Source organism: Burkholderia sp. IO2 (assembly GCF_029522185.1).
Lineage (GTDB): Bacteria > Pseudomonadota > Gammaproteobacteria > Burkholderiales > Burkholderiaceae > Burkholderia > Burkholderia cenocepacia.
The window spans coordinates 147974-169178 of the sequence record NZ_JAKWFH010000008.1; the positions used below are offsets into that span (position 1 = coordinate 147974).

19 protein-coding genes and 1 pseudogene are annotated in these 21205 nt (G+C 69.0%); 15 read left to right on the forward strand and 5 right to left on the reverse strand.

All coding sequences use genetic code 11. From position 1 onward, the window contains the following. Nucleotides 1-76 precede the first annotated feature (76 nt). The 7 genes from MMB92_RS07455 (at nucleotide 77) to MMB92_RS07485 (ending at nucleotide 8366) form a co-directional block, all read left to right on the forward strand. The gene (locus MMB92_RS07455) at nucleotides 77-1273 is read left to right on the forward strand and encodes a phosphoglycerate kinase (RefSeq protein WP_006481732.1); all 1197 of its coding nucleotides are present in this window, start codon (nucleotides 77-79) and stop codon (nucleotides 1271-1273) included. A 284-nt stretch (nucleotides 1274-1557) separates the two neighbouring features. Beyond that, entirely contained in the window at nucleotides 1558-2994 is a 1437-nt protein-coding gene (pyk, locus tag MMB92_RS07460; RefSeq protein WP_006493398.1) for a pyruvate kinase, read from the forward strand. Nucleotides 2995-3311: 317 nt separating this feature from the next. Continuing rightward, nucleotides 3312-4376, forward strand: coding sequence for a class II fructose-bisphosphate aldolase (gene fba / locus MMB92_RS07465; RefSeq protein ID WP_006481730.1), 1065 nt, complete (start codon nucleotides 3312-3314; stop codon nucleotides 4374-4376). A gap of 234 nt (nucleotides 4377-4610) precedes the next feature. After that, nucleotides 4611-5501 carry a phosphoribosylaminoimidazolesuccinocarboxamide synthase gene (locus tag MMB92_RS07470; protein WP_006477945.1) on the forward strand — a complete coding sequence of 297 codons (891 nt, stop codon included), beginning with the start codon at nucleotides 4611-4613 and terminating at the stop codon, nucleotides 5499-5501. A gap of 16 nt (nucleotides 5502-5517) precedes the next feature. Beyond that, nucleotides 5518-6039 (forward strand): 5-(carboxyamino)imidazole ribonucleotide mutase, encoded by a 522-nt coding sequence (gene purE / locus MMB92_RS07475; protein ID WP_006481724.1) that lies wholly within the window; start codon nucleotides 5518-5520, stop codon nucleotides 6037-6039. A gap of 90 nt (nucleotides 6040-6129) precedes the next feature. Then, the gene (locus MMB92_RS07480) at nucleotides 6130-7326 is read left to right on the forward strand and encodes a 5-(carboxyamino)imidazole ribonucleotide synthase (protein ID WP_006481737.1); all 1197 of its coding nucleotides are present in this window, start codon (nucleotides 6130-6132) and stop codon (nucleotides 7324-7326) included. 11 nt (nucleotides 7327-7337) lie between these two features. Then, nucleotides 7338-8366, forward strand: coding sequence for an L-threonylcarbamoyladenylate synthase (locus MMB92_RS07485; protein ID WP_277562620.1), 1029 nt, complete (start codon nucleotides 7338-7340; stop codon nucleotides 8364-8366). Between the two features lie 90 nt (nucleotides 8367-8456). On the opposite strand, the gene MMB92_RS07490 is transcribed toward MMB92_RS07485, so the two are convergent. From MMB92_RS07490 to dacB, 3 genes are all read right to left on the reverse strand, one after another. Then, nucleotides 8457-9593: an SGNH/GDSL hydrolase family protein gene (locus tag MMB92_RS07490; protein WP_006481733.1), complete on the reverse strand. Its 1137-nt coding sequence runs from the start codon at nucleotides 9591-9593 to the stop codon at nucleotides 8457-8459. 95 nt (nucleotides 9594-9688) lie between these two features. Next, complete coding sequence (locus MMB92_RS07495; RefSeq protein ID WP_006497335.1) at nucleotides 9689-10603, reverse strand: sterol desaturase family protein; 915 nt, start codon at nucleotides 10601-10603, stop codon at nucleotides 9689-9691. Between the two features lie 332 nt (nucleotides 10604-10935). Then, the gene (gene dacB, locus MMB92_RS07500; protein WP_277562621.1) at nucleotides 10936-12468 is read right to left on the reverse strand and encodes a D-alanyl-D-alanine carboxypeptidase/D-alanyl-D-alanine-endopeptidase; all 1533 of its coding nucleotides are present in this window, start codon (nucleotides 12466-12468) and stop codon (nucleotides 10936-10938) included. Nucleotides 12469-12655: 187 nt separating this feature from the next. Between dacB and MMB92_RS07505 the strand changes: the two genes are divergently transcribed. The 6 genes from MMB92_RS07505 to MMB92_RS07530 all read left to right on the forward strand — a co-directional run bounded on the left by MMB92_RS07505 (nucleotide 12656) and on the right by MMB92_RS07530 (nucleotide 18032). Then, entirely contained in the window at nucleotides 12656-13318 is a 663-nt protein-coding gene (locus MMB92_RS07505; RefSeq protein ID WP_006481728.1) for a response regulator, read from the forward strand. Between the two features lie 3 nt (nucleotides 13319-13321). Then, on the forward strand, nucleotides 13322-14668 hold the full coding sequence (locus MMB92_RS07510; RefSeq protein WP_006493399.1) for an ATP-binding protein: 1347 nt from the start codon (nucleotides 13322-13324) through the stop codon (nucleotides 14666-14668). Between the two features lie 101 nt (nucleotides 14669-14769). Continuing rightward, nucleotides 14770-16254: a DegQ family serine endoprotease gene (locus MMB92_RS07515; RefSeq protein ID WP_006497333.1), complete on the forward strand. Its 1485-nt coding sequence runs from the start codon at nucleotides 14770-14772 to the stop codon at nucleotides 16252-16254. 115 nt (nucleotides 16255-16369) lie between these two features. After that, a complete protein-coding gene (locus tag MMB92_RS07520; protein WP_006490101.1) occupies nucleotides 16370-16807 on the forward strand; it encodes a carboxypeptidase-like regulatory domain-containing protein in 438 nt (145 codons plus the stop codon). A gap of 129 nt (nucleotides 16808-16936) precedes the next feature. After that, on the forward strand, nucleotides 16937-17296 hold the full coding sequence (locus MMB92_RS07525) for a DUF427 domain-containing protein (protein ID WP_006497332.1): 360 nt from the start codon (nucleotides 16937-16939) through the stop codon (nucleotides 17294-17296). A 28-nt stretch (nucleotides 17297-17324) separates the two neighbouring features. After that, a complete protein-coding gene (locus MMB92_RS07530; RefSeq protein ID WP_277562622.1) occupies nucleotides 17325-18032 on the forward strand; it encodes an SRPBCC domain-containing protein in 708 nt (235 codons plus the stop codon). 51 nt (nucleotides 18033-18083) lie between these two features. On the opposite strand, the gene MMB92_RS07535 is transcribed toward MMB92_RS07530, so the two are convergent. Then, nucleotides 18084-19091, reverse strand: coding sequence for a helix-turn-helix domain-containing protein (locus MMB92_RS07535; RefSeq protein ID WP_062911204.1), 1008 nt, complete (start codon nucleotides 19089-19091; stop codon nucleotides 18084-18086). A 152-nt stretch (nucleotides 19092-19243) separates the two neighbouring features. Between MMB92_RS07535 and MMB92_RS07540 the strand changes: the two genes are divergently transcribed. Continuing rightward, nucleotides 19244-19921 (forward strand): cysteine hydrolase family protein, encoded by a 678-nt coding sequence (locus MMB92_RS07540; protein WP_006497329.1) that lies wholly within the window; start codon nucleotides 19244-19246, stop codon nucleotides 19919-19921. Between the two features lie 37 nt (nucleotides 19922-19958). Here the strand turns inward: MMB92_RS07540 and MMB92_RS07545 are convergent, their stop codons facing one another. Beyond that, entirely contained in the window at nucleotides 19959-20600 is a 642-nt protein-coding gene (locus tag MMB92_RS07545; RefSeq protein ID WP_006486802.1) for a TetR family transcriptional regulator, read from the reverse strand. Between the two features lie 400 nt (nucleotides 20601-21000). Here MMB92_RS07545 and MMB92_RS07550 point away from each other — a divergent pair. Next, nucleotides 21001-21205 (forward strand): annotated as a pseudogene (locus MMB92_RS07550) (efflux transporter periplasmic adaptor subunit); the annotation flags it as partial.

Genomic DNA, 21205 nt, shown 5'->3' on the forward strand with positions numbered 1-21205 from the left:
CGGCGCCCTTTCGCGGCAGCCCGCGCACGTCCAGCGTGAACCCCCTTTCCCCATCCACTACTTCAATCTGTTCAACATGAGCCAAGTCAAGCGTCTTACCGACCTGATCGCCGCCGGCCAGCTCGCCGGCAAGCGGGTGTTCATCCGCGCCGACCTCAACGTCCCGCAGGACGATCACGGCAACATCACCGAGGACACCCGCGTGCGTGCGTCCGTGCCGGCCATCCAGGCCGCGCTCGACGCCGGCGCGGCCGTGATGGTCACGTCGCACCTCGGCCGTCCGACCGAAGGCGAGTTCAAGCCGGAAGACTCGCTCGCGCCGGTCGCCAAGCGTCTCGCCGAGCTGCTCGGCCGCGACGTGCCGCTGGTGTCGAACTGGGTCGAGAACGGCGTGAACGTCGCACCGGGCCAGGTCGTGCTGCTCGAGAACTGCCGCGTGAACAAGGGCGAGAAGAAGAATTCGGACGAGCTCGCCCAGAAGATGGCGAAGCTCTGCGACGTGTACGTGAACGACGCGTTCGGCACCGCGCACCGCGCGGAAGCGACCACGCACGGGATCGCGAAGTACGCGCCCGTCGCGTGCGCGGGCCCGCTGCTGGCCGCCGAACTCGACGCGCTCGGCAAGGCGCTCGGCAACCCGGCGCGCCCGCTGGTGGCGATTGTCGCCGGCTCGAAGGTGTCGACCAAGCTGACGATCCTGAAGTCGCTGGCCGGCAAGGTCGACCAACTGATCGTCGGCGGCGGCATCGCGAACACGTTCATGCTCGCGGCCGGCCTGTCGATCGGCAAATCGCTCGCGGAAGCCGATCTCGTCGCCGAGGCGAAGGCGATCATCGACGAAGCGCGCGAGCGCGGCGCGTCGGTGCCGATCCCGACCGACGTCGTCACCGCCAAGGAATTCTCGCCGACGGCCGCGGCCACGGTGAAGCAGGTCGCCGACATCGAAGCGGACGACATGATCCTCGACATCGGCCCCGATACGGCCAAGGCGCTCGCGAGCCAGCTCGAGAAGGCCGGCACGATCGTGTGGAACGGCCCGGTCGGCGTGTTCGAGTTCGACCAGTTCGGCAACGGCACCAAGACGCTCGCCGAAGCGATCGCCAAATCGTCCGCGTTCTCGATCGCGGGCGGCGGCGACACGCTCGCGGCCATCGCGAAGTACGGCATTCACGACCAGGTCAGCTACATCTCGACGGGCGGCGGCGCCTTCCTCGAGTTCCTCGAGGGGAAGAAGCTGCCGGCGGTGGAAGTGCTCGAAACGCGGGCGGCCTGAGCGTGGCGGCGCGCGCAGGGGTGACGAAGGCCGCGCGCTCCGCGAAAGCGGAGCAGCCGGCCGGCGCGGGCAAGCGCAAACGCGCGCCCGCGCGGGCGAACACCGCCCCGCGCGCACCGGCGGCTGCCGGCGACGCGGCCGCACAGCACCACGAGATCCAGAACAAAGCGATGCCGGGCGCAAGCACCGGCACGCCCCCCGGAACGGCCGCCGCTGGGCCCGCCGATTCCGGCTCTCGCAGCGTTTCACCCAGCGCATCCACCTTGATCCAGATGAGGAGTTTCATGCAGCGCGCCACCAAGATAGTCGCCACGATCGGCCCGGCTTCCAGTTCGCCGGAGATTCTGCTGCAGATGATGCAGGCGGGCCTCGACGTCGTGCGGCTCAACTTTTCGCACGGCACGGCCGACGATCACCGCCAGCGCGCCGAAATGGTGCGCGAGGCCGCCCGCAAGGTTGGCCGCGAGATCGCGATCATGGCCGACCTCCAGGGCCCGAAGATCCGCGTCGGCAAGTTCGAGAACGGCAAGACCACGCTCGTGCCCGGGCAGCCGTTCATCCTCGATGCGGGCTGCGAGCTCGGCAACGACGAGCGCGTCGGCCTCGACTACAAGGAACTGCCGCGCGACCTGAAGCCGGGCGACCTGCTGCTGCTGAACGACGGCCTGATCGTGCTGACCGTCGAGCGCGTGCTCGGCGACGAAATCCACACGATCGTCAAGGTGGGCGGCGAGCTGTCGAACAACAAGGGGATCAACCGCCAGGGCGGCGGCCTGTCGGCGCCGGCGCTGACCGCGAAGGACATGGAAGACATCCGCACCGCGATGTCGCTCGGCGCGGACCTCGTCGCGGTGTCGTTCCCGAAGAATGCGACCGACATGGAAATGGCGCGCCAGCTCGCGAACATCGCGGGCGCGCCGTACGGCATCAAGCCGAAGATGATCGCGAAGATCGAGCGCGCGGAGGCGATTCCGGCGCTGCAGAGCATCCTCGACGCGTCCGACGGCATCATGGTCGCGCGCGGCGACCTCGCGGTGGAAGTCGGCAACGCGGCCGTGCCGGCGCTGCAGAAGCGCATGATCCGGATGGCGCGCGAGTCGAACAAGCTCGTGATCACCGCGACGCAGATGATGGAATCGATGATCCACGCACCGGTGCCGACCCGCGCGGAAGTGTCGGACGTCGCGAACGCGGTGCTCGACGGCACCGACGCGGTGATGCTGTCGGCCGAGACGGCCGCCGGCAAGTACCCGGTCGTCACGATCGAGACGATGGCGGCCGTGTGCGTCGAAGCGGAAAAATCCGAAGAAGTCGAGCTGGACAAGGATTTCCTCGACCGGACGTTCACGCGGATCGACCAGTCGATCGCGATGGGTGCGCTGTTCACCGCGTACCACCTGGGCGCGAAGGCGATCGTCGCGCTGACCGAATCGGGCGCGACCGCGCTGTGGATGTCGCGTCACTACACGCACGTGCCGATCTTCGCGCTGACGCCGCGCGTCGGCAGCGAGCGCACGATGGCGCTGTACCGCAACGTGACGCCGCTGCACGTCGACTTCAACAGCGACCGCGATTCGGCACTGCAGGCGGCGCTCGAGATCGTCGTCAAGCAGGGTTACGTGCAGCATGGCGACATGGTCGTGCTGACCGTCGGCGAGCCGATGGGGCAGGCGGGCGGCACCAACACGCTGAAGATCGTGCGGGTCGGCGAGCACTATTGAGCGCCGGCTGAGCCTCGCTGAGCCGGCCTGCGAGCCGGCGACCCGGATCGGTCGAGGCTGATCCGGCACCGTTTTTGCGCAAAAAGCCGCGCGGGGTCCGAAGCCCCGCGCGGCTTTTTTTCTCCTTTTTGGCCGCATTGTGCCGTGCGAACGTAACAAATTGCGAGCGGGGGCCACCGGGCGGTCGGAATCGGAGGCGCTTCGCGATAAAATGCGGCTATTCGACGCTCAGCCGCGCCGCGCTGCCCCGGTCCAGACCCGGGCAGGTGCCGCGCCGGCGTCAGGGCGCACCGGTTTTCATTCCAAGGAGTTCCACAATGCCTCTCGTATCAATGCGTCAATTGCTGGACCACGCGGCAGAGCACGGTTACGGCCTGCCGGCCTTCAACGTGAACAACCTGGAGCAGGTCCAGGCGATCATGGCGGCGGCGGACCAGGTCGGCGCGCCCGTGATCATGCAGGCATCGGCCGGCGCGCGTAAGTATGCGGGCGAGCCGTTCCTGCGCCACCTGATCGAAGCGGCGGTCGAATCGTATCCGCACATCCCGGTCGTGATGCACCAGGATCACGGCCAGTCGCCGGCCGTCTGCACGGCCGCGATCCGCAGCGGCTTCACGAGCGTGATGATGGACGGTTCGCTCGAAGCCGACGGCAAGACGGTCGCGTCGTACGAGTACAACGTCGACGTGTCGCGCAAGGTCGTCGAGATGGCGCACTCGATCGGCGTGACGGTCGAAGCCGAACTCGGCGTGCTCGGCTCGCTCGAGACGATGAAGGGCGACAAGGAAGACGGCCACGGCGCGGAAGGCACGATGACCCGCGAGCAGCTGCTGACCGATCCGGAGCAGGCCGCCGACTTCGTCAAGCTCACGCAGTGCGATGCACTCGCGATCGCGATCGGTACGTCGCACGGCGCGTACAAGTTCTCGAAGAAGCCGACGGGCGACATCCTGTCGATCCAGCGCATCAAGGAAATCCACGCGCGCATCCCGAACACGCACCTCGTGATGCACGGTTCGTCGTCGGTGCCGCAGGAACTGCTGGCCGAGATCCGCGAATTCGGCGGCGACATGAAGGAAACCTACGGCGTGCCGGTCGAGGAAATCCAGGAAGGCATCAAGCACGGCGTGCGCAAGATCAACATCGACACCGACCTGCGTCTCGCGATCACCGGCGCGATCCGCCGCTACCTGTTCGAGAACCCGGGCAAGTTCGATCCGCGCGACTACCTGAAGCCCGCGCGCGAAGCGGCGAAGAAGGTGTGCGTCGACCGTTACCTCGCGTTCGGCTGCGAAGGCCAGGCCGGCAAGATCAAGCCGGTGTCGCTCGACAAGATCGCCGAGCAGTACAAGTCGGGCGCGCTCGCACAGGTCGTGCGCTGAGACTGTAGTACGATTTGCCCCGCCCGGTTCTGCCGCCGGGCATGGGCTGGCCGCCCGGCGGGCCGGATCCGATCCGGCCCCGGCAGCCGTTCCGTCCGGCCGAACAAGGGCCGGCCGGCAGCCGTCGGGGCGCTGCGCCCGCCGGTTCGCCGACGTATTGCAAGACCGCCGTTCCCGCCTGCCGCGGGGAACGGCGTTTCCCTTTTTGTTTGGCTCCTTATCTGCGAAAAGACGATGTCTACCCTTTACGAATCCACGCTCCGTTCGCTGCCGCTCCTCGGTCGCGGCAAGGTTCGCGATAACTACGCGGTCGGCAACGACAAGCTCCTGATCGTCACGACCGATCGCCTGTCGGCGTTCGACGTGGTGATGGGCGAGCCGATTCCGAACAAGGGCCGCGTGCTGAACCAGATGGCGAACTTCTGGTTCGACAAGCTCGCGCACATCGTGCCGAACCACCTGACGGGCGACGCGCCGGAAGCGGTCGTCGCGGCCGACGAAGTCGAGCAGGTGAAGGGCCGCGGCGTGGTCGTCAAGCGCCTCGAGCCGATCATGATCGAAGCGGTCGTGCGCGGCTACCTGGCCGGCAGCGGCTGGAAGGAATACCAGGCGTCGGGCGCCGTGTGCGGCGTGCAGCTGCCGGCAGGCCTGCAGAACGCGCAGAAGCTGCCGGAGCCGATCTTCACGCCGGCCGCGAAGGCCGAGATGGGCGAGCACGACGAGAACATCACGTTCGAGGAAACCGAGCGCCGCATCGGCACCGAGCTGGCCGCGACGATCCGCGACATCTCGATCAAGCTGTACAAGGAAGCGGCCGACTACGCGGCGACGCGCGGCATCATCATCGCCGACACGAAGTTCGAATTCGGCCTCGACAACCACGGCAAGCTGTACCTGATGGACGAAGTGCTGACCGCCGATTCGTCGCGCTTCTGGCCGGCCGACCAGTACGAAGTGGGCACCAACCCGCCGTCGTTCGACAAGCAGTTCGTGCGCGACTGGCTCGAGGCGCAGCCGTGGGGCAAGACGGCGCCGGCGCCGGCGCTGCCGGCCGACGTCGTCGAGAAGACGGCCGCGAAGTACCAGGAAGCGCTCGAGCGCATCACGGGCCAGTCGCTCGCCTGATCGGGACAGATACGACATGAGCGAAATCCAGACTGCCCACACGCACAGCGCGCCGCTCGTCGGCGTGCTGATGGGCTCGAGTTCCGACTGGGACGTGATGAAGCATGCGGTCGCCATCCTGCAGGAATTCGGCGTGCCGTACGAAGCGAAGGTCGTGTCCGCGCACCGGATGCCCGACGAGATGTTCGACTATGCGGAGAAGGCGCGCGAGCGCGGGCTGCGTGCGATCATCGCGGGCGCCGGCGGCGCCGCGCACCTGCCCGGCATGCTGGCCGCGAAGACCACGGTGCCGGTGCTCGGCGTACCGGTCGCGAGCAAGTACCTGAAGGGTGTCGATTCGCTGCACTCGATCGTGCAGATGCCGAAGGGCGTGCCCGTCGCGACGTTCGCGATCGGCGAGGCCGGCGCCGCGAACGCCGCGCTGTTCGCGGTGTCGATCCTGTCCGGCAACTCGGTCGACTACGCGAACCGGCTCGCCGCGTTCCGCGTGCGCCAGAACGAAGCCGCGCACGCGATGGTGCTGCCGCCGCTGGAATGACGGCATGGCGCGCGGCCGCACGACGCGGCCGGCGCCGGATTTTCCCACTGCGGCGGGCCGTTCCGCGTTCCGCCGCGACCGACCACTGACATGACCGCAACTCCTGATTCCGTTTCCCCGATCCTGCCCGGCGCGTGGCTGGGCATGGTCGGCGGTGGCCAGCTCGGCCGCATGTTCTGCTTTGCCGCCCAGTCGATGGGCTATCGCGTCGCGGTGCTCGATCCCGATCCGACGAGCCCCGCCGGCGCGGTCGCCGATCGCCACCTGCGCGCGGCGTACGACGACGAAGCCGCGCTCGCCGAACTGGCCGGCCTGTGCGAGGCCGTATCGACGGAGTTCGAGAACGTGCCGGCCGCGAGCCTCGATTTCCTCGCGCGCACGACGTTCGTCGCGCCGGCCGGCCGCTGCGTCGCGGTCGCGCAGGACCGGATCGCGGAGAAGCGTTTCATCGCGGCATCGGGCGTGCCGGTCGCGCCGCACGTCGTGATCGAATCGGCGGCGGCGCTCGCCGCGCTCGACGATGCGGCGCTCGACGCGGTGCTGCCGGGCATCCTGAAGACGGCCCGCCTCGGGTACGACGGCAAGGGCCAGGTGCGGGTCGCCACCGCGCAGGAAGCGCGCGACGCGCATGCCGCGCTCGGCGGCGTGCCGTGCGTGCTGGAGAAGCGCCTGCCGCTGAAATACGAAGTGTCGGCGTTGATCGCGCGCGGCGCGGACGGCCGTTCGGCCGCCTTCCCGCTCGCGCAGAACGTGCATCACAACGGCATCCTCGCGCTGACGGTCGTGCCGGCGCCGGCCGCCGATGCGGCCCGCGTCGAGGAAGCGCAGCAGGCGGCGATCCGGATCGCCGATACGCTCGGCTACGTCGGCGTGCTGTGCGTCGAATTCTTCGTGCTGGAGGACGGTTCGTTCGTCGCGAACGAAATGGCGCCGCGCCCGCACAACTCCGGCCACTATACGGTCGATGCGTGCGCAACGAGCCAGTTCGAGCAGCAGGTGCGCGCGATGACGCGCATGCCGCTCGGCAACCCGCGCCAGCATTCGCCGGCCGCGATGCTGAACATTCTCGGCGACGTGTGGTTCCCCAACGGTGCGGCGGCCGATGCCGTCACGCCGCCGTGGGACACGGTCGCCGCGATGCCGGCCGCCCACCTGCACCTGTACGGCAAGGAAGAAGCACGTGTCGGCCGCAAGATGGGCCACGTGAACTTCACGGCCGAGACGCGCGACGAAGCCGTCGCCGCCGCCACCGCGTGCGCGCAACTGCTGCGCGTGCCGCTCGACTGAGGCGCCGGCCGATGTCCAGCGATCTCCCGAAGCACGTGACGCCCGCGCAGATCGACGCGGCCGCCGCGTTGCTCGACGCGGGCCAGCTCGTCGCGTTTCCGACCGAAACCGTCTACGGGCTCGGCGGCGATGCGGCGAACCCCGAGGCCGTCGCACGCATCTACGCGGCGAAGGGGCGGCCCGCGAACCATCCGGTGATCGTGCATCTGCCGCCGGGCGGCGATCCCGGTTACTGGGCCGACGACCTGCCGGCCGACGCGCACGCGCTGATCGACGCGTTCTGGCCGGGCCCGCTGACGCTGATCCTGAAGCGGCACGCGCGCATTCCGGATGCCGTGAGCGGCGGGCAGGATTCGGTCGGGCTGCGCTGCCCGTCGCATCCGGTCGCGCAGGCGCTGCTGGCCGCGTTCAGCGCGCGGCGCGGCGGCCACGGCGGCGTGGCTGCGCCGTCCGCGAACCGGTTCGGCCACGTGAGTCCGACGACCGCGCAACACGTGCGCGACGAATTCGGCGATACCGTGCACGTGCTCGACGGCGGCGCATCCGAAGTCGGCATCGAGTCGACGATTCTCGACCTGTCGCGTGGTTTCCCGGCGCTGCTGCGCCCGGGGCACGTGACGCCGCAACAGATCGCCGACGTGCTCGGCCGCGCCCCGAAGCTGCCGGACGGCAGCGATGCGACGGCCCCACGCGCGTCGGGCACGCTGAAAGCGCATTACGCGCCGCGCACGCCGCTCGCGCTGCTGCCGTTCGACGCGCTCGAGCCGCTGCTCGCGGCCGCGCAAACCGACGGCGAACGCCTCGCGCTCGTCGCCCGCGCGTCGCGTGCGGGACGCTGGGCGCAGGCTGACGGCGTGCACTTCGTCGCGGCGCCGGAAGATCCGCAAGCCTATGCGCGCGACCTGTACGGAATGCTGCGCGCGCTCGACCGGGCGCAGGTCGCGCGCATTCTCGTCGAGAAGCTGCCCGAGACCGTCGAATGGATCGCGGTCAACGATCGCCTCGGCCGCGCTGCCGCGGCGTTCGAAGCGCGCGACTGACGCAGCCACGCGCATCCGTCCACGCAAACAAAAAACGCCTGACCGGCGCGAACCGGTCAGGCGTTTTCGTTTGGGCGCGTAGTGAGCGGCTTACTTGCCGACGCCGGACTTCGCGATCTGCTGTTCGACGTACTGCGCGAACAGCGCATGCAGGCGCGTCGTCGGGTGGACCGTGTCGGCGAACATGTAGGTCTGGTCCGCGTTCGCGACCGTGTAGGTCTGCGGCGAGCAGAACAGCGACGAGCCGAACGCGGTCGCGTTCGCGACGCCGTACTGCGTGGCGGCCTGGACCATCGCCTTCAGGTTGCAGGCGGTGTCGGTGTTCGACACGCTGAAACCGTTCGACTGGTAGTTGGCCGCGATGCCGTCCTGCCACGTGAACGAATCGACCACCGCATATTTCGTCGGGTCGACCTTCAGCGCGGCGAGCGTACCGACGAGCGTCTTGTTGAACAGCCCGGACAGTTGCGTGAACGCGGCCTGCGTGCCGCCTTGCAGCGCGAGCGGCGTGCCGCCGATGTCCGGCACGTTCGCGACGAACACGTGGGTCGCGCCGGCCGCGACGATCTGCTGGACGATCCCGCCGAGCTGCTGCGCGGCCAGGCCGATCGCCTGCGCCGCCGCGAGCTGCGCGGCCGGCGTGTTGCCTTGCGCCTGCGCGACCTGGGCCTGGTAGAAGATGTCGTTCGCACCGCCGTTGATCAGCACGATCTGGCCGGCGTTGAAGCTGCCGTATTGCGACAGGTACTGCTTGACCTGGTCGGCGATCGGCGTGGTCGTCGCCTGCGCGTAGTCGGGATTCGGCACGCTCGCGTCCGCATGGCCGATGCCCGGCTGCAGCGTCACGCGCGAGCCGCCCTGCGCGTAGCCGAGGCCGCCGGTGGCCTGCAGCGGGATGCCGAAGCCGCCCTGGTTGGCGGGCTGCAGCGTGTCGCCGTAGTACTGCGCGACGTTCTGCGTCCATACCTGGCCCGGGTTGGTCGTGAAGCGGCCGCCGCCGAAGCCGAGCTTGATCTGCGAGTAGGTGCCGACGTCGGACAGGCTGTCGCCGAACGACACGATCTGCATCTTCACGCCCGACGGCGGCGTGTTCGATGCACTGCTGTTGTTGTCGTCACCGCCGCCGCATGCGGCGAGCAGCGCGAGCGCGGCGCCGGCGATCGCGACCTGCGCGGTGCGCAGCATGCGCTGCCGGGTGCGGGAAGGTGCGTGTTGTTGTGTCTGCATCGTTCGATCTCCTCGTAGATATGGCCTGATGTGTTGCTCATCTGCCGCGCGCCTGCTCGGTTCCGGGCTGCGCGGCGGCCGTTGGCTGAAACGGTTTATCGATCGCGCGCAGCCGCCAGCGGCACGGTGCGCGGATCCTGGTTCGCGGCCTCGGCAATCTGCGCATGATAAGCGCTCGCCCATTCGGGCGGGCCGAAAATCGCGCGCAGCTTGTTGCGCCATCCGCCGACGCGCAACGCGTCGGACGCCATCGACACCCACTCGTGAAACGTCGCGACGAGCGGGTTGTTCGAGCCGAGCCGCTCGACGATGCCGTACTGCGGCGGATCGTCGGGCGTTTCCTCGACATAGCTGCCGAACAGGCGATCCCAGATCACCAGGACGCCTGCGTAATTGCGGTCGATGTAGCGCGCGTTGCGCGCATGGTGCGCGCGGTGGATCGACGGCGTGTTGAGCACGTATTCGAGCCAGCCGAGCTTGCCGATCGCCTGCGTGTGCACGAAGAACTGGAACGCGAGGTTGATCAGCACGACGCCGACGACCTGTTGCGGCGGAAAGCCCGCGAACGCGAGCGGCAGCCAGAACAGCCACATGCCCGCGACCGGATACATCAGGCTCTGGCGGAACGCGGTCGAGAAATTCATTCGCTCGGACGAGTGGTGCACGACGTGCGCGGCCCACAGCCAGCGCACGCGATGGCTCGCGCGATGGAACACGTAGTAGAGGAAGTCCTGCGCGACGAACAGCACCGCGAACGACAGCCAGCCGTCGTGCCACGTGTAGACGCGATAGTGCCGGTAGCAGTACGCATAGACAGGAATCACGAACAGCCACGCGATCTTGTCGGCGCCCTGGTGCATCAGCGCGAGCGCCGCGTTGCACAGCGTGTCGCGCCACGCGTAGATACGGTCCTGCGCACGGGTGCGGGCGAGGTGCCAGGCCTCCCACGCGATGCAGAGCAGGAAGACGGGCGCCAGCGCGAGCAGAAGCAATTCGACGTCGAATCGCATGGGCGTGTGTCTCCTTCGTTCCCCTGCAAGCCATCAGGCCGGGCGTGTGGCCCGTTGTAGATATCGTCAGGCCAACAGCCTACGCAATCGCTACGCGCTAGGCGAGGGGGCAGCGTAGAGGGTTCCCTCTGAGGACAGGGTTTCTACGGAATCCGTACTGCACGGGGCCGGGCGGTGTGGCCCCGTTTTGAGGATGCGGCGAGTGCGCGAGGCGCCGCGCGACGGTGGCGGCGCGCGTTTCAAACCGCGCGGCGCGAAATTTCGCGGGTGACGCACTGCGGGGCCGCACGGGCCGCCGCGTCACGACGGCCCGCCGCGCGGTGTACGGATCGTCAGTGCGCGCCCGCGTAGATCCATTCGAGCAGCGTGTCGTGCGCGGCGCGCGCGGCTTCCGCGTGATCGTTGTTGATGAAGCTGACGACGATGTAGCTCTGGCCGTCCGCGCCGGCGACGTAGCCGGCGATCGCGCGCACGTCGCGCAGCGTGCCGGTCTTGATGTGCGCGTTGCCGAGCACGCCCGCGTTGGTGAGGCGGTTCTTCATCGTGCCGTCGATGCCCGCGATCGGCAGCGAATCGATGAACGCCTGCGCGACCGGGCTCGCGTTCGCGGCCTGCAGCAGCGCGGCGAGCGACAGCGCGCTCACGTGCTCTTCGCGCGACAGCCCCGAGCCGTTCTCGAGCACGAGGTCGGGCATCGCGATGCCGTTCTTCTGCAGGAACGCCTGGATCGCGCGGCTCGACTGCTCGGGCGTCGCGGGCGGCTTGCCGCTGACCGCGCCGATCGTCAGGAACAGGTTGCGCGCCATCACGTTGTTGCTGAACTTGTTGATGTCGTAGACGATGCTGCCGAGCACCGGGCTGTGATGCACGGCGAGCGGCCGCGCGGTGGTCGGCACCTTGCCTTCGCTCACGGGCCCGGCGATCGTGCCGCCGTCCTGCTGCCACAGCGCGAGGAAGCCGCGCGCGAAGAAGGTCGTGTGATCGAGGATCGCGAGGTTGGTCGTGTGCGCGCCGCAGCGCAGCGGGTAGTCGCCGGCGAACGACGCCGTCATGATTCCGCCGCCGGCCGTCAGCGTCGGGCGCGCGGCCGCGGCGGCCGCGCTGCACGAGCCCGAGCCTTCGACGAGCTGGTTGTCGATCGACAAGTCCGCGAGCGGCGGCAACACGTCGACGGCGACCTTGCCGTCGTCGCCCGGCGTGACCGTGAACGACACGGCCTTGAACGCGTACAGCAGCGGATCGGGGCCGACGTTGTACGGCGCGCTGGCATCGTCGTCGAACGACGGCAGGTCGCGCGTCGACGCCGCGAAATAACTCTTGTCGAGCACGAGGCCGCCGGCCACGCGCTTGACGCCGGCCTTGCGCAGCTTGTCGACGAGGTCGATCAGCTCCTCGGGCACGAGCTTCGGATCGCCGGTGCCCTTGATGTACAGGTTGCCCTGCAGCGTGCCGTCCGGGTCGACCGTGCCGTCCGTGTACGCGGTGGTGCGCCAGCGGTAGTCGGGGCCGAGGATCGACAGGCCCGAGAAGGTCGTCACGAGCTTCATCGTCGAGGCCGGCAGCATCGGCCGGCTCGCATTCCACGCGATCAGCGGCTGCGGATCGCCGACGCGCTCGACCACCACGCTCATCGCCGACGCCGGCACCTTCGCACGCTGCAACGCGACGAGCACGGAGGCCGGCAGGCCGGCCGCGCGTGCGGCCGGCGACACGACGGCGGTCTTGCGCGTTTCCTTGAGGGATTTCTTGCGGGCCTGGGCGGACGGCGCGAACGCGAGGGCCGTGCAGGTGGCGACGACGGCGGCCGCGCGCAGGCAGACGCGGGCGCGGGGGACGAACCGGGCGGAAAGATCGGAAATCGGCATGGGCGAATACGGGAAAAGCGGGGGGCTCGGGCAGGACGCGCGGGGGCGCCGAAGCGCACATTGTAGAGACAAGTCGGGGCAGGCCCCTTGCAATCCGCCTTACTGTTGCATTGCACGGTGCCGCGCACCCGATTCGCGGCGCTACAATGGTCGCCGTGTTTGACTCGCCCCATGGATGCGTGGCCCGATGCGGATTCTGCTTGTCGAAGATGATCGAATGATTGCCGAGGGCGTGCGCAAGGCGCTGCGCTCGGACGGCTTTGCCGTCGACTGGGTGCAGGACGGCGACGCCGCGCTGACGGCGCTCGGCGGCGAGACGTACGATCTGCTGCTGCTCGATCTCGGCCTGCCGAAGCGCGACGGCATCGACGTGCTGCGCACGCTGCGCGGGCGCGGGCTCGCGCTGCCGGTGCTGATCGTCACCGCGCGCGACGCCGTCGCCGATCGCGTGAAGGGGCTCGACGCGGGCGCCGACGATTACCTCGTCAAGCCGTTCGATCTCGACGAGCTGGGCGCACGGATGCGCGCGCTGATCCGCCGTCAAGCGGGGCGCAGCGAGTCGCTGATCCGCCACGGCGCGCTGACGCTCGATCCCGCGTCGCACCAGGTGACGCTCGACGGCGCGCCTGTTGCGCTGTCCGCGCGCGAGTTCGCGCTGCTCGAGGCGCTGCTCGCGCGGCCGGGCGCGGTGCTGTCGAAGAGCCAGCTCGAGGAGAAGATGTACGGCTGGGGCGAGGAGATCGGCAGCAACACGGTCGAGGTCTACATCCACGCGCTGCGCAAGAAGCTCGGTTCGGACCTGATCCGCAACGTGCGCGGGCTCGGCTACATGGTCGTCAAGGAAAGCTGACGCGTGCGGTCGATTCGTCATCAACTGCTGATCTGGCTGCTCGCGATCGTCGTCGCGGGCGTGGGCGCCGCGGGCTGGCTCATCTACCGGCAGGCGCTCGCCGAGGCGAACGAGCTGTTCGACTACCAGTTGCAGGAAATCGCCGCGGCGCTGCCGTCGGAGCCGTTCTCGCAGGTGTTCGGCTCGCGCACCAACGGCGACGAAGGCATCGTGATCCAGATCTGGAATCGCAACGGCGTGCTGATGTACTTCTCGCATCCGCGTGCGCCGATCGCGCCGCGCGCGGAGCTCGGCTTCTCGACCGAACGCACCGATCGCGGCGAATGGCGCGTGTACGGCGCGATCGTCGGCGACAACGTCGTGCAGCTCGCGCAGCCGCTGTCGGTGCGCAACCGGCTCGCGGCGAACGTCGCGCTGCGCACGCTGTGGCCGCTGATCGTGCTGCTGCCGTTCCTCGGCGCGGCCGCGTGGGGGATCGTCGGGCGCGGGCTCGCGCCGCTCGGCCGCGTGACGCGCGCGGTCGAGGCGCGCCGGCCGGAAGCGCTCGATCCGCTGCCCGACGCGCGCCTGCCGCTCGAGGTGCAGCCGCTCGTGCGGGCGCTGAACGGGCTGCTCGCGCGACTGTCGGCGGCGCTCGACACGCAGAAGGCGTTCGTCGCCGACGCCGCGCACGAATTGCGCACGCCGCTCGCGGCCGTGCAGATCCAGGCGCAGCTCGTCGCGCGCGCGAAGGACGATGCGTCGCGCCGCGAGGCGATCGCGGATCTCCAGGACGGCGTGTCGCGCGCGACGCGGCTCACCGAGCAACTGCTCGCGCTCGCGCGCGCCGAGCCGGACGGCGCGACGATGCGCGAGCCGGTCGACCTGCAGGCGCTGCTCGCCGAATGCGTGGCCGCGCATGCGCCGCTCGCGCAGCGGCGCGACATCGATCTCGGCTTCGAGGAAACGCGCGCGGCGAGCGTCGTCGCGGACGTCGGCGCGCTGCGCGTGATGTTCGGCAACCTGCTCGACAACGCGGTGAAATACACGCCGGACGGCGGCCGCATCGACGTATCGCTGACGCGCGACGCGGCCGGCCGCGCCTGCGTGCAGATCGGCGACAGCGGGCCGGGCATTCCGGCCGACGAGCGCGAGCGCGTGTTCGACCGCTTCTATCGCGACAGCACGGCACGGGCACGCACCGACGTGTCGGGCAGCGGGCTCGGGCTCGCGATCGTCAAGCGCGTGGCGGCGCAGCAGGGCGCGACGGTGTCGCTCGGCGATGCGGCCGCGGGCGGCCTGCTCGTCAGCGTCGTGTTCCGCGATGCCGAGATGCCGGCCCCGGCTTCGCAGCCGTCCGAAACCGTCTGAAGGGGCGGCGCGGGCAGCCGCTTAAGCCCCGCTTAAGGCTGATTAAGCCTCCTTTAAGTCAGGGTCGTTACGCTGCGTCCTAACAAAGAGGAGGTCCTACGATGAACACCCGATTCCTTGCGCGCGGCGCCGTCGCGGTCGCCGTGGCGGCCGCCCTGTCGGCCGGCTATTTCGCCGGCACCCGCCGCGCCGATCCGCAGATCATCACGCCCGCGCAGGCGGCCGCATTGATGCCGGCCGAAGCTGCCGCCAAGACCGGCATTCCCGATTTCTCCGGGCTCGTCGAGACCTACGGCCCGGCGGTCGTGAACATCAGCGCGAAGCATGTCGTGAAGCAGGTGGCGCGGCGCGCGCCGCAGCCGCAACTGCCGATCGATCCGAGTGACCCGTTCTACCAGTTCTTCAAGCACTTCTACGGCCAGGTGCCGGGCATGGGCGGCGACGCGCAGCCGGACGACCAGCCGAGTGCCAGCCTCGGGTCGGGCTTCATCGTCAGTTCCGACGGGTACATCCTCACCAATGCGCACGTGATCGACGGCGCGAACGTCGTCACGGTCAAGCTGACCGACAAGCGCGAATACAAGGCGAAGGTCGTCGGCTCCGACAAGCAGTCCGACGTCGCCGTGCTGAAGATCGACGCGAGCGGCCTGCCGACCGTGAAGATCGGCGATCCGGCGCAGAGCAAGGTCGGCCAGTGGGTCGTCGCGATCGGCTCGCCGTACGGCTTCGACAACACGGTCACGTCGGGCATCATCAGCGCGAAGTCGCGCGCGCTGCCGGACGAGAACTACACGCCGTTCATCCAGACCGACGTGCCGGTGAACCCCGGCAACTCGGGCGGCCCGCTGTTCAACCTGCAGGGCGAGGTGATCGGCATCAACTCGATGATCTACTCGCAGACGGGCGGCTTCCAGGGCCTGTCGTTCGCGATCCCGATCAACGAGGCGATCAAGGTGAAGGACGAGCTCGTGAAGACGGGCCACGTGAGCCGCGGCCGGCTCGGCGTGGCCGTGCAGGGGCTGAACCAGACGCTCGCGAGCTCGTTCGGGCTGCAGAAGCCGGACGGCGCGCTCGTCAGCTCGGTCGACGCCAACGGTCCGGCCGCTAAGGCCGGCCTGCAGCCGGGTGACGTGATCCTGTCGGTCAACGGTTCGCCGGTCGCCGATTCGACGTCGCTGCCCGCGCAGATCGCGAACCTGAAGCCGGGTTCGAAGGCCGACCTGCAGATCTGGCGCGACAAGTCGAAGAAGTCGATCACCGTGACGCTCGGCGCGATGGCCGACGCGAAGCTCGCATCGAACGACGGCGGGCCGGTCGAACAGGGCCGCCTGGGTGTCGCGGTGCGGCCGCTGTCGCCGCAGGAACGCAGCGCCGACAACCTGTCGCACGGGCTGATCGTGCAGCAGGCCGGCGGGCCGGCCGCCAACGCGGGCATCCAGCCCGGCGACGTGATCCTCGCGGTGAACGGCCGTCCGGTCACGAGCCCCGAGCAGTTGCGCGACGCGGTGAAGGGCGCGGGCAACAGTCTTGCTCTGTTGATCCAGCGCGATAATGCACAGATCTTCGTGCCGGTCGACCTGAGCTGACCGGCCACGGCCGACGGCCGGCCTGGCCGGCCGTGGCGGGCGCCACCGCCGCCGCTCGATCGAACGAACGCGTGACGCCGCGCCCCGTATGTGTTCCGACCCCAAGGAGAGAGCCATGCAATATCTACGCAACGTGTCCCGATTTGCCGTCGCCGCGGCGCTGACCGCCGGCCTCGCAGCCGGTGCGACCGGCGCGTACGCGCAGTCGGACGGCTTGCCCGCCGCGCGCCAGCAAGGCGATGTCACCTTCGTGTCCGGCGGTGTCGGGCAGGACGAATCGACGGCGTTCCAGCGCAACGAGTCGCAGTGGCCGCTGGCGCTGCGCTTCACCGGCAAGGGCGGCGAGTTCCTGGCCGACGTCCATGTCCGGATCGTCGACGGCAAGGGCGCCGAGGTGCTGAAAACCGACACGCGCGGGCCGTACATGCTCGTGAAGGTGCCGCCGGGGCGCTATACGGTGCACGCGTCGTACCAGGGCAGCGACGAATCGCGCGCCGTCACGGTCGGCGCGAAGGGCGGCGCGAAAGCCGCGTTCCAGTGGAGTGCGCAGTAGCCCGTCGCGCGCGGCCGGGCTCCCGGTCGCGCAATCGGACGAAGTTTCGCCCATAATGAAAGCCACGGCATGCGTGCCGTGGCTTTTTCGTTTCCTGCCCCCGGCCTGACGCCGCCCGAAGGAGAAACGATGTCCGATGCAGCCGACCCCCGACTCGAAATCGTGCCGAACCGTCATCGCGTGCGCGTGATTCATCGCGGCATCACCTATGCCGATTCGCACGGCGCGCTGACCGTGCGCGAGGCGGGGCTCCCGGACATTCATTACCTGCCGCGCGGCGACGTCAACATGCGCCGGCTCGTGAAATCGGGCGTCACGTCGGCCTGCCCGTTCAGGGGGCAAGCCGTGCATTTCGACTTGCAGACGGAAGACGGCGTGATCGAGAACGCCGCATGGAGTTACGAAGAACCGAAGGAGGCGGCGGCCGTGCTCGCGCACTACGTCGCCTTCGATGTCGCACGGGTCGACAGTCTCGTCGAGACGTCCTGATGCGGCGCGCGTTCATCGGGGAGGCGTCATGGAACTGAACGACACGTTACGCGTACCGCTCGCGCCGCCTGTCGTGCGGGATGCGCTGAAGGATCTCGCGCTGCTGCGGGCGAGCTTCGACCATTGCGAATCGTTCGTGAAACTCGCGCACGGCGAGTTCGCGCTGACGATCACGGTGCCGCTCGGCCCGCTGCGCGCCCGCTACGACGTGCGCGCGCATGCGGCCGCCGAGCAGGGCGACGCCGAAGGTCGGCCGCGCCGGGTGCTCAACTTCAAGGCGCGGGCCGACGGCCTCGGCGCGCTGCGCGGCCAGGTCGAACTGGTGCTGACGCCGGATGACGATGCGAACGCCACGCGGATCGAATACGTGGTCTGGGCGACGGCGAGCGGGCCGCTCGCGGAGTTGCCGGCGCGGCAGATCGACAATGCGCTGCGCGAATGGACCGACACGTTCTTTCGCGAGTTCTGCGCGGTCGTGCAGGCGAAGCACGGTCTCGCGCCGAATCGCGCGCGCGCCCCCGCGCAGCGCCGCCAGCATGTCTTCCTGCGGCCGGCGTCGCTGGTGGCCGCGACGAAGCGTTCGCTGCCGCCGCACCTCGGCGGCGCGCTGAGCGGGCGGGCGGCGAGCGCGCTTCCGCATCGCGATTCGGGCACCGTGCCCGTATGGGCCTGGGCGGCGATGATCGTGTTCGTCGCGTTGCTGCTTTACGCGGCGCGCTGGATCAACGGCGGCTGAGCGGCTGCCCGGTTCCGCTTCGAGGCCTGCCCGCCACGCACGCGGCCGGCGTCACTGTCCCGCGTCGGCACGCGCTCCGGCGCCGCGAAATTCCCTTCGATACGCAGACGGCGACGTGCCGAGCGCGCCCGCGAAATGCTGGCGCAGCGACACGCTCGAGCCGTAGCCGGCCGCCTGCGCGATCGCGTCGATCGACTGCCCGGTGGTTTCGAGCAGATGCTGCGCACGCGCAAGCCGTTCGGCCTGCAGCCACGCGGTGACGGTCGTGCCCGTCGCCTGGCGGAAGTGGCGCGTGAACGTGCGGCGGCTCATCAGCACGCGTTCGGCGAGCGAATCGACGCTGTGCGCGGCGTCGAGATGCGCGCGCACCCAGTCGAGCAGGCCCGCGAGCCGTGCATCGCGCGGGTGCGCGGCGACCGGCTGCGGTACGTATTGGGCCTGTCCGCCCTGGCGGTGCGGCGGGATCACGAGGCGGCGCGCGATCCGGTTCGCGGCGTCCGAGCCGAAGCGCCGCCGCACGACGTGCAGGCAGCAGTCGAGGCCGGCGGCCGTGCCGGCCGACGTCATCAGGTTGCCGTCGTCCACGTAGAGCACGTCGGGATCGAGTTTCACGCGCGGAAAGCGTTGGGCGAAATCGTCGGCCCACGCCCAGTGCGTGGTGGCCGGACGGCCGTCGAGCAGGCCGGCCGCGGCGAGCACGTAGGCACCGAGGCACAGGCCCACGAGCTCCGCGCCGCGCGCGGCGACCACGCGGACCGCATCGAGCAGCGCGTCGGGCGGCGCTTCGTCCGGGTCGCGCCAGGACGGCACGATGACGATGTCCGCGTCGTCGAGCGCGTCGAGCCCGTACGGTGCGGTGATCGTGAAGCCGCCCGTCGTCGCGAGCGGGCCGCGCTCGGCCGAGCAGACGCGGAACTCGAACGCGGGCGACGCGGCCGCATCACGTTCCTTGCCGAACACGACCGATGGCACGGACAGGTGGAACGGACTGATGCCGTCGTACGCGATCACGGCGACGATGGTCGGAACGGACGGGGCGGGCGACGCGGCGGCGAGCATGGCGGATTCCGGAAAGGTGATGGCCCGATTTTATCGAAGAATGGCTATCGGGCCACTATCGGCATACGCGCTGCGGCCCGACAATGCATCCCATCGCACTGCTGGCCGCCCTGCTCCGGGGCGGGGCAGCGCCTCCCGACCAGGAGTCCGCCATGCTTGCCGCCGCGTCGCCCGCCGTCCCGCAATCCGCTTCCCGTCCCGCTGCCCGCCGCGCACTGATCGTGATCGACGTGCAGAACGAATACGTGACGGGCAACCTGCCGATCGAATATCCGCCGCTCGACGTGTCGCTCGCGAACATCGGCCGGGCGATCGACGCCGCGCACGCGGCCGGCGTGCCGGTGATCGTGGTTCAGCACGTCGCGCCGGCCGGTGCGCCGATCTTCGCGCCCGGTACCGACGGCGTCGCGCTGCACACGGTGGTCACCAGCCGCCCGTACGCGCACCTGATCGAGAAGGCGCAAGCGAGCTCGTTCGCCGGCACCGATCTCGCCGCGTGGCTCGACGCGCACGGAATCGACACGCTCGCGGTGACCGGCTACATGACGCACAACTGCAATGCGTCGACGGTCTATCACGCGGCGCATGCGGGGCTGAAGGTCGAATACCTGAACGACGCGACGGGCGCGCTGCCTTACGAGAACGAAGCGGGGGCGGTGAGCGCCGAAGAGATTCACCGCACGTACGCGGTGGTGTTCCAGTCGAATTTCGCGGCGGTGATGTCGACCGACGCGTGGATCGCGGGGCTCGCCGGCGCACCGATGCCGGCGCGCGATTCGGTCGCCGCGTCGAACCGGCGGGCCCGCGCGCGGCGCGCGAAGGCGGCCTGACCCGGCACGGCGACGCGGCGCGCGATGCGCCGTGCCGTCAGTCGCGGTCCTTCAGCATCGCCGGGCTGTAGCGCAGCATGTCGAAACAGCCGTCGACGAGCTTTTCCGCATGCTGCTCGGCGTCGATCTCGTCGGGCAGCATCAGCATGTCGCGCACGAAGCCGCTGACCAGTGTGTGCAGCATCAGCGTCGCGCGCCACGTGTCGAGCCGCTCGGGCAGCAGCTTGAGCCCCACGGCCACCGCGAGATCGGCGTCGATCATGTGCAGCGCCTCGCTCATCCCCGCGCGGTTGCGCTGCAGCAGCGGCTCCATGTCCGCGACGTACTCGCACTTCATGAACAGGATGCTGAACACGCGGCGCAGCTGCGGGTCGCGCTGCACGCCGAGCAGGCACCAGATCAGGATCTGGCGCACCTTCTCCAGCGGATTGCCGCCCGGCGCGTCGAGCGGCATCCGTTTCAACTCGTCGATCGGCAGGAACACGCGGTCGAACATCGCATCGAACAGTTCGCTCTTGTTCGCGAAATGCCAGTAGATCGCGCCGCGCGTCACGCCGGCGTGCTGCGCGATGTCCGCGAGCGACGTGTGCGACACGCCTTTCTCGAAGAACACGTGTTCGGCGGCGTCGAGAATGCGATTGCGCGTCTCGAGCGCCTCCTCCTTGGTACGTCTGACCATGTGCAGGCCTGATTGGATCGATCGTAGGTGAATATAGGGTCCGCAACCCCTCGTCGCCGTCACGCAGACGGGCTATGCTTGCTGCTGGTAACAATCTGTAAGACTGGACAGCGGGCGGAGTACAAACGGGCTTTTTACATACATTCGTGAATGTATATACAATACCACCCTACGATCGAATGACCCAAGTGGCAATCAGTTAATATCCCACTCTGCTGATTCCCGCCCTAGTACCAGTCCGCAGTTCGCGGCATCCCCGTCGGCACGGAGGTCTCGTGCCGACGTGCTGTATCTGGCAGTCCAGTAATTCAGGTGTTCGATCTGCGCCGCGAGGCGCATCCGTGTTGCGCTCCGGTCGGGCGTGGCACTTATTCCATTGGTTATACACAGAGGTCGCTCCATGCGCGTCGAACGGGTTCCATACCGCTTAATCACTGTCGCGACGGCCGCCGTTTTCCTGGCCGCGTGCGGGAAAAAAGAATCGGCACCGCCGCCGCAAACGCCGGAAGTCGGCGTCGTCACCGTCCAGCCGCAATCCGTACCGGTCTTCACCGACCTGCCGGGCCGCACCAGTGCATTCCTCGTCGCGCAGGTGCGCGCGCGGG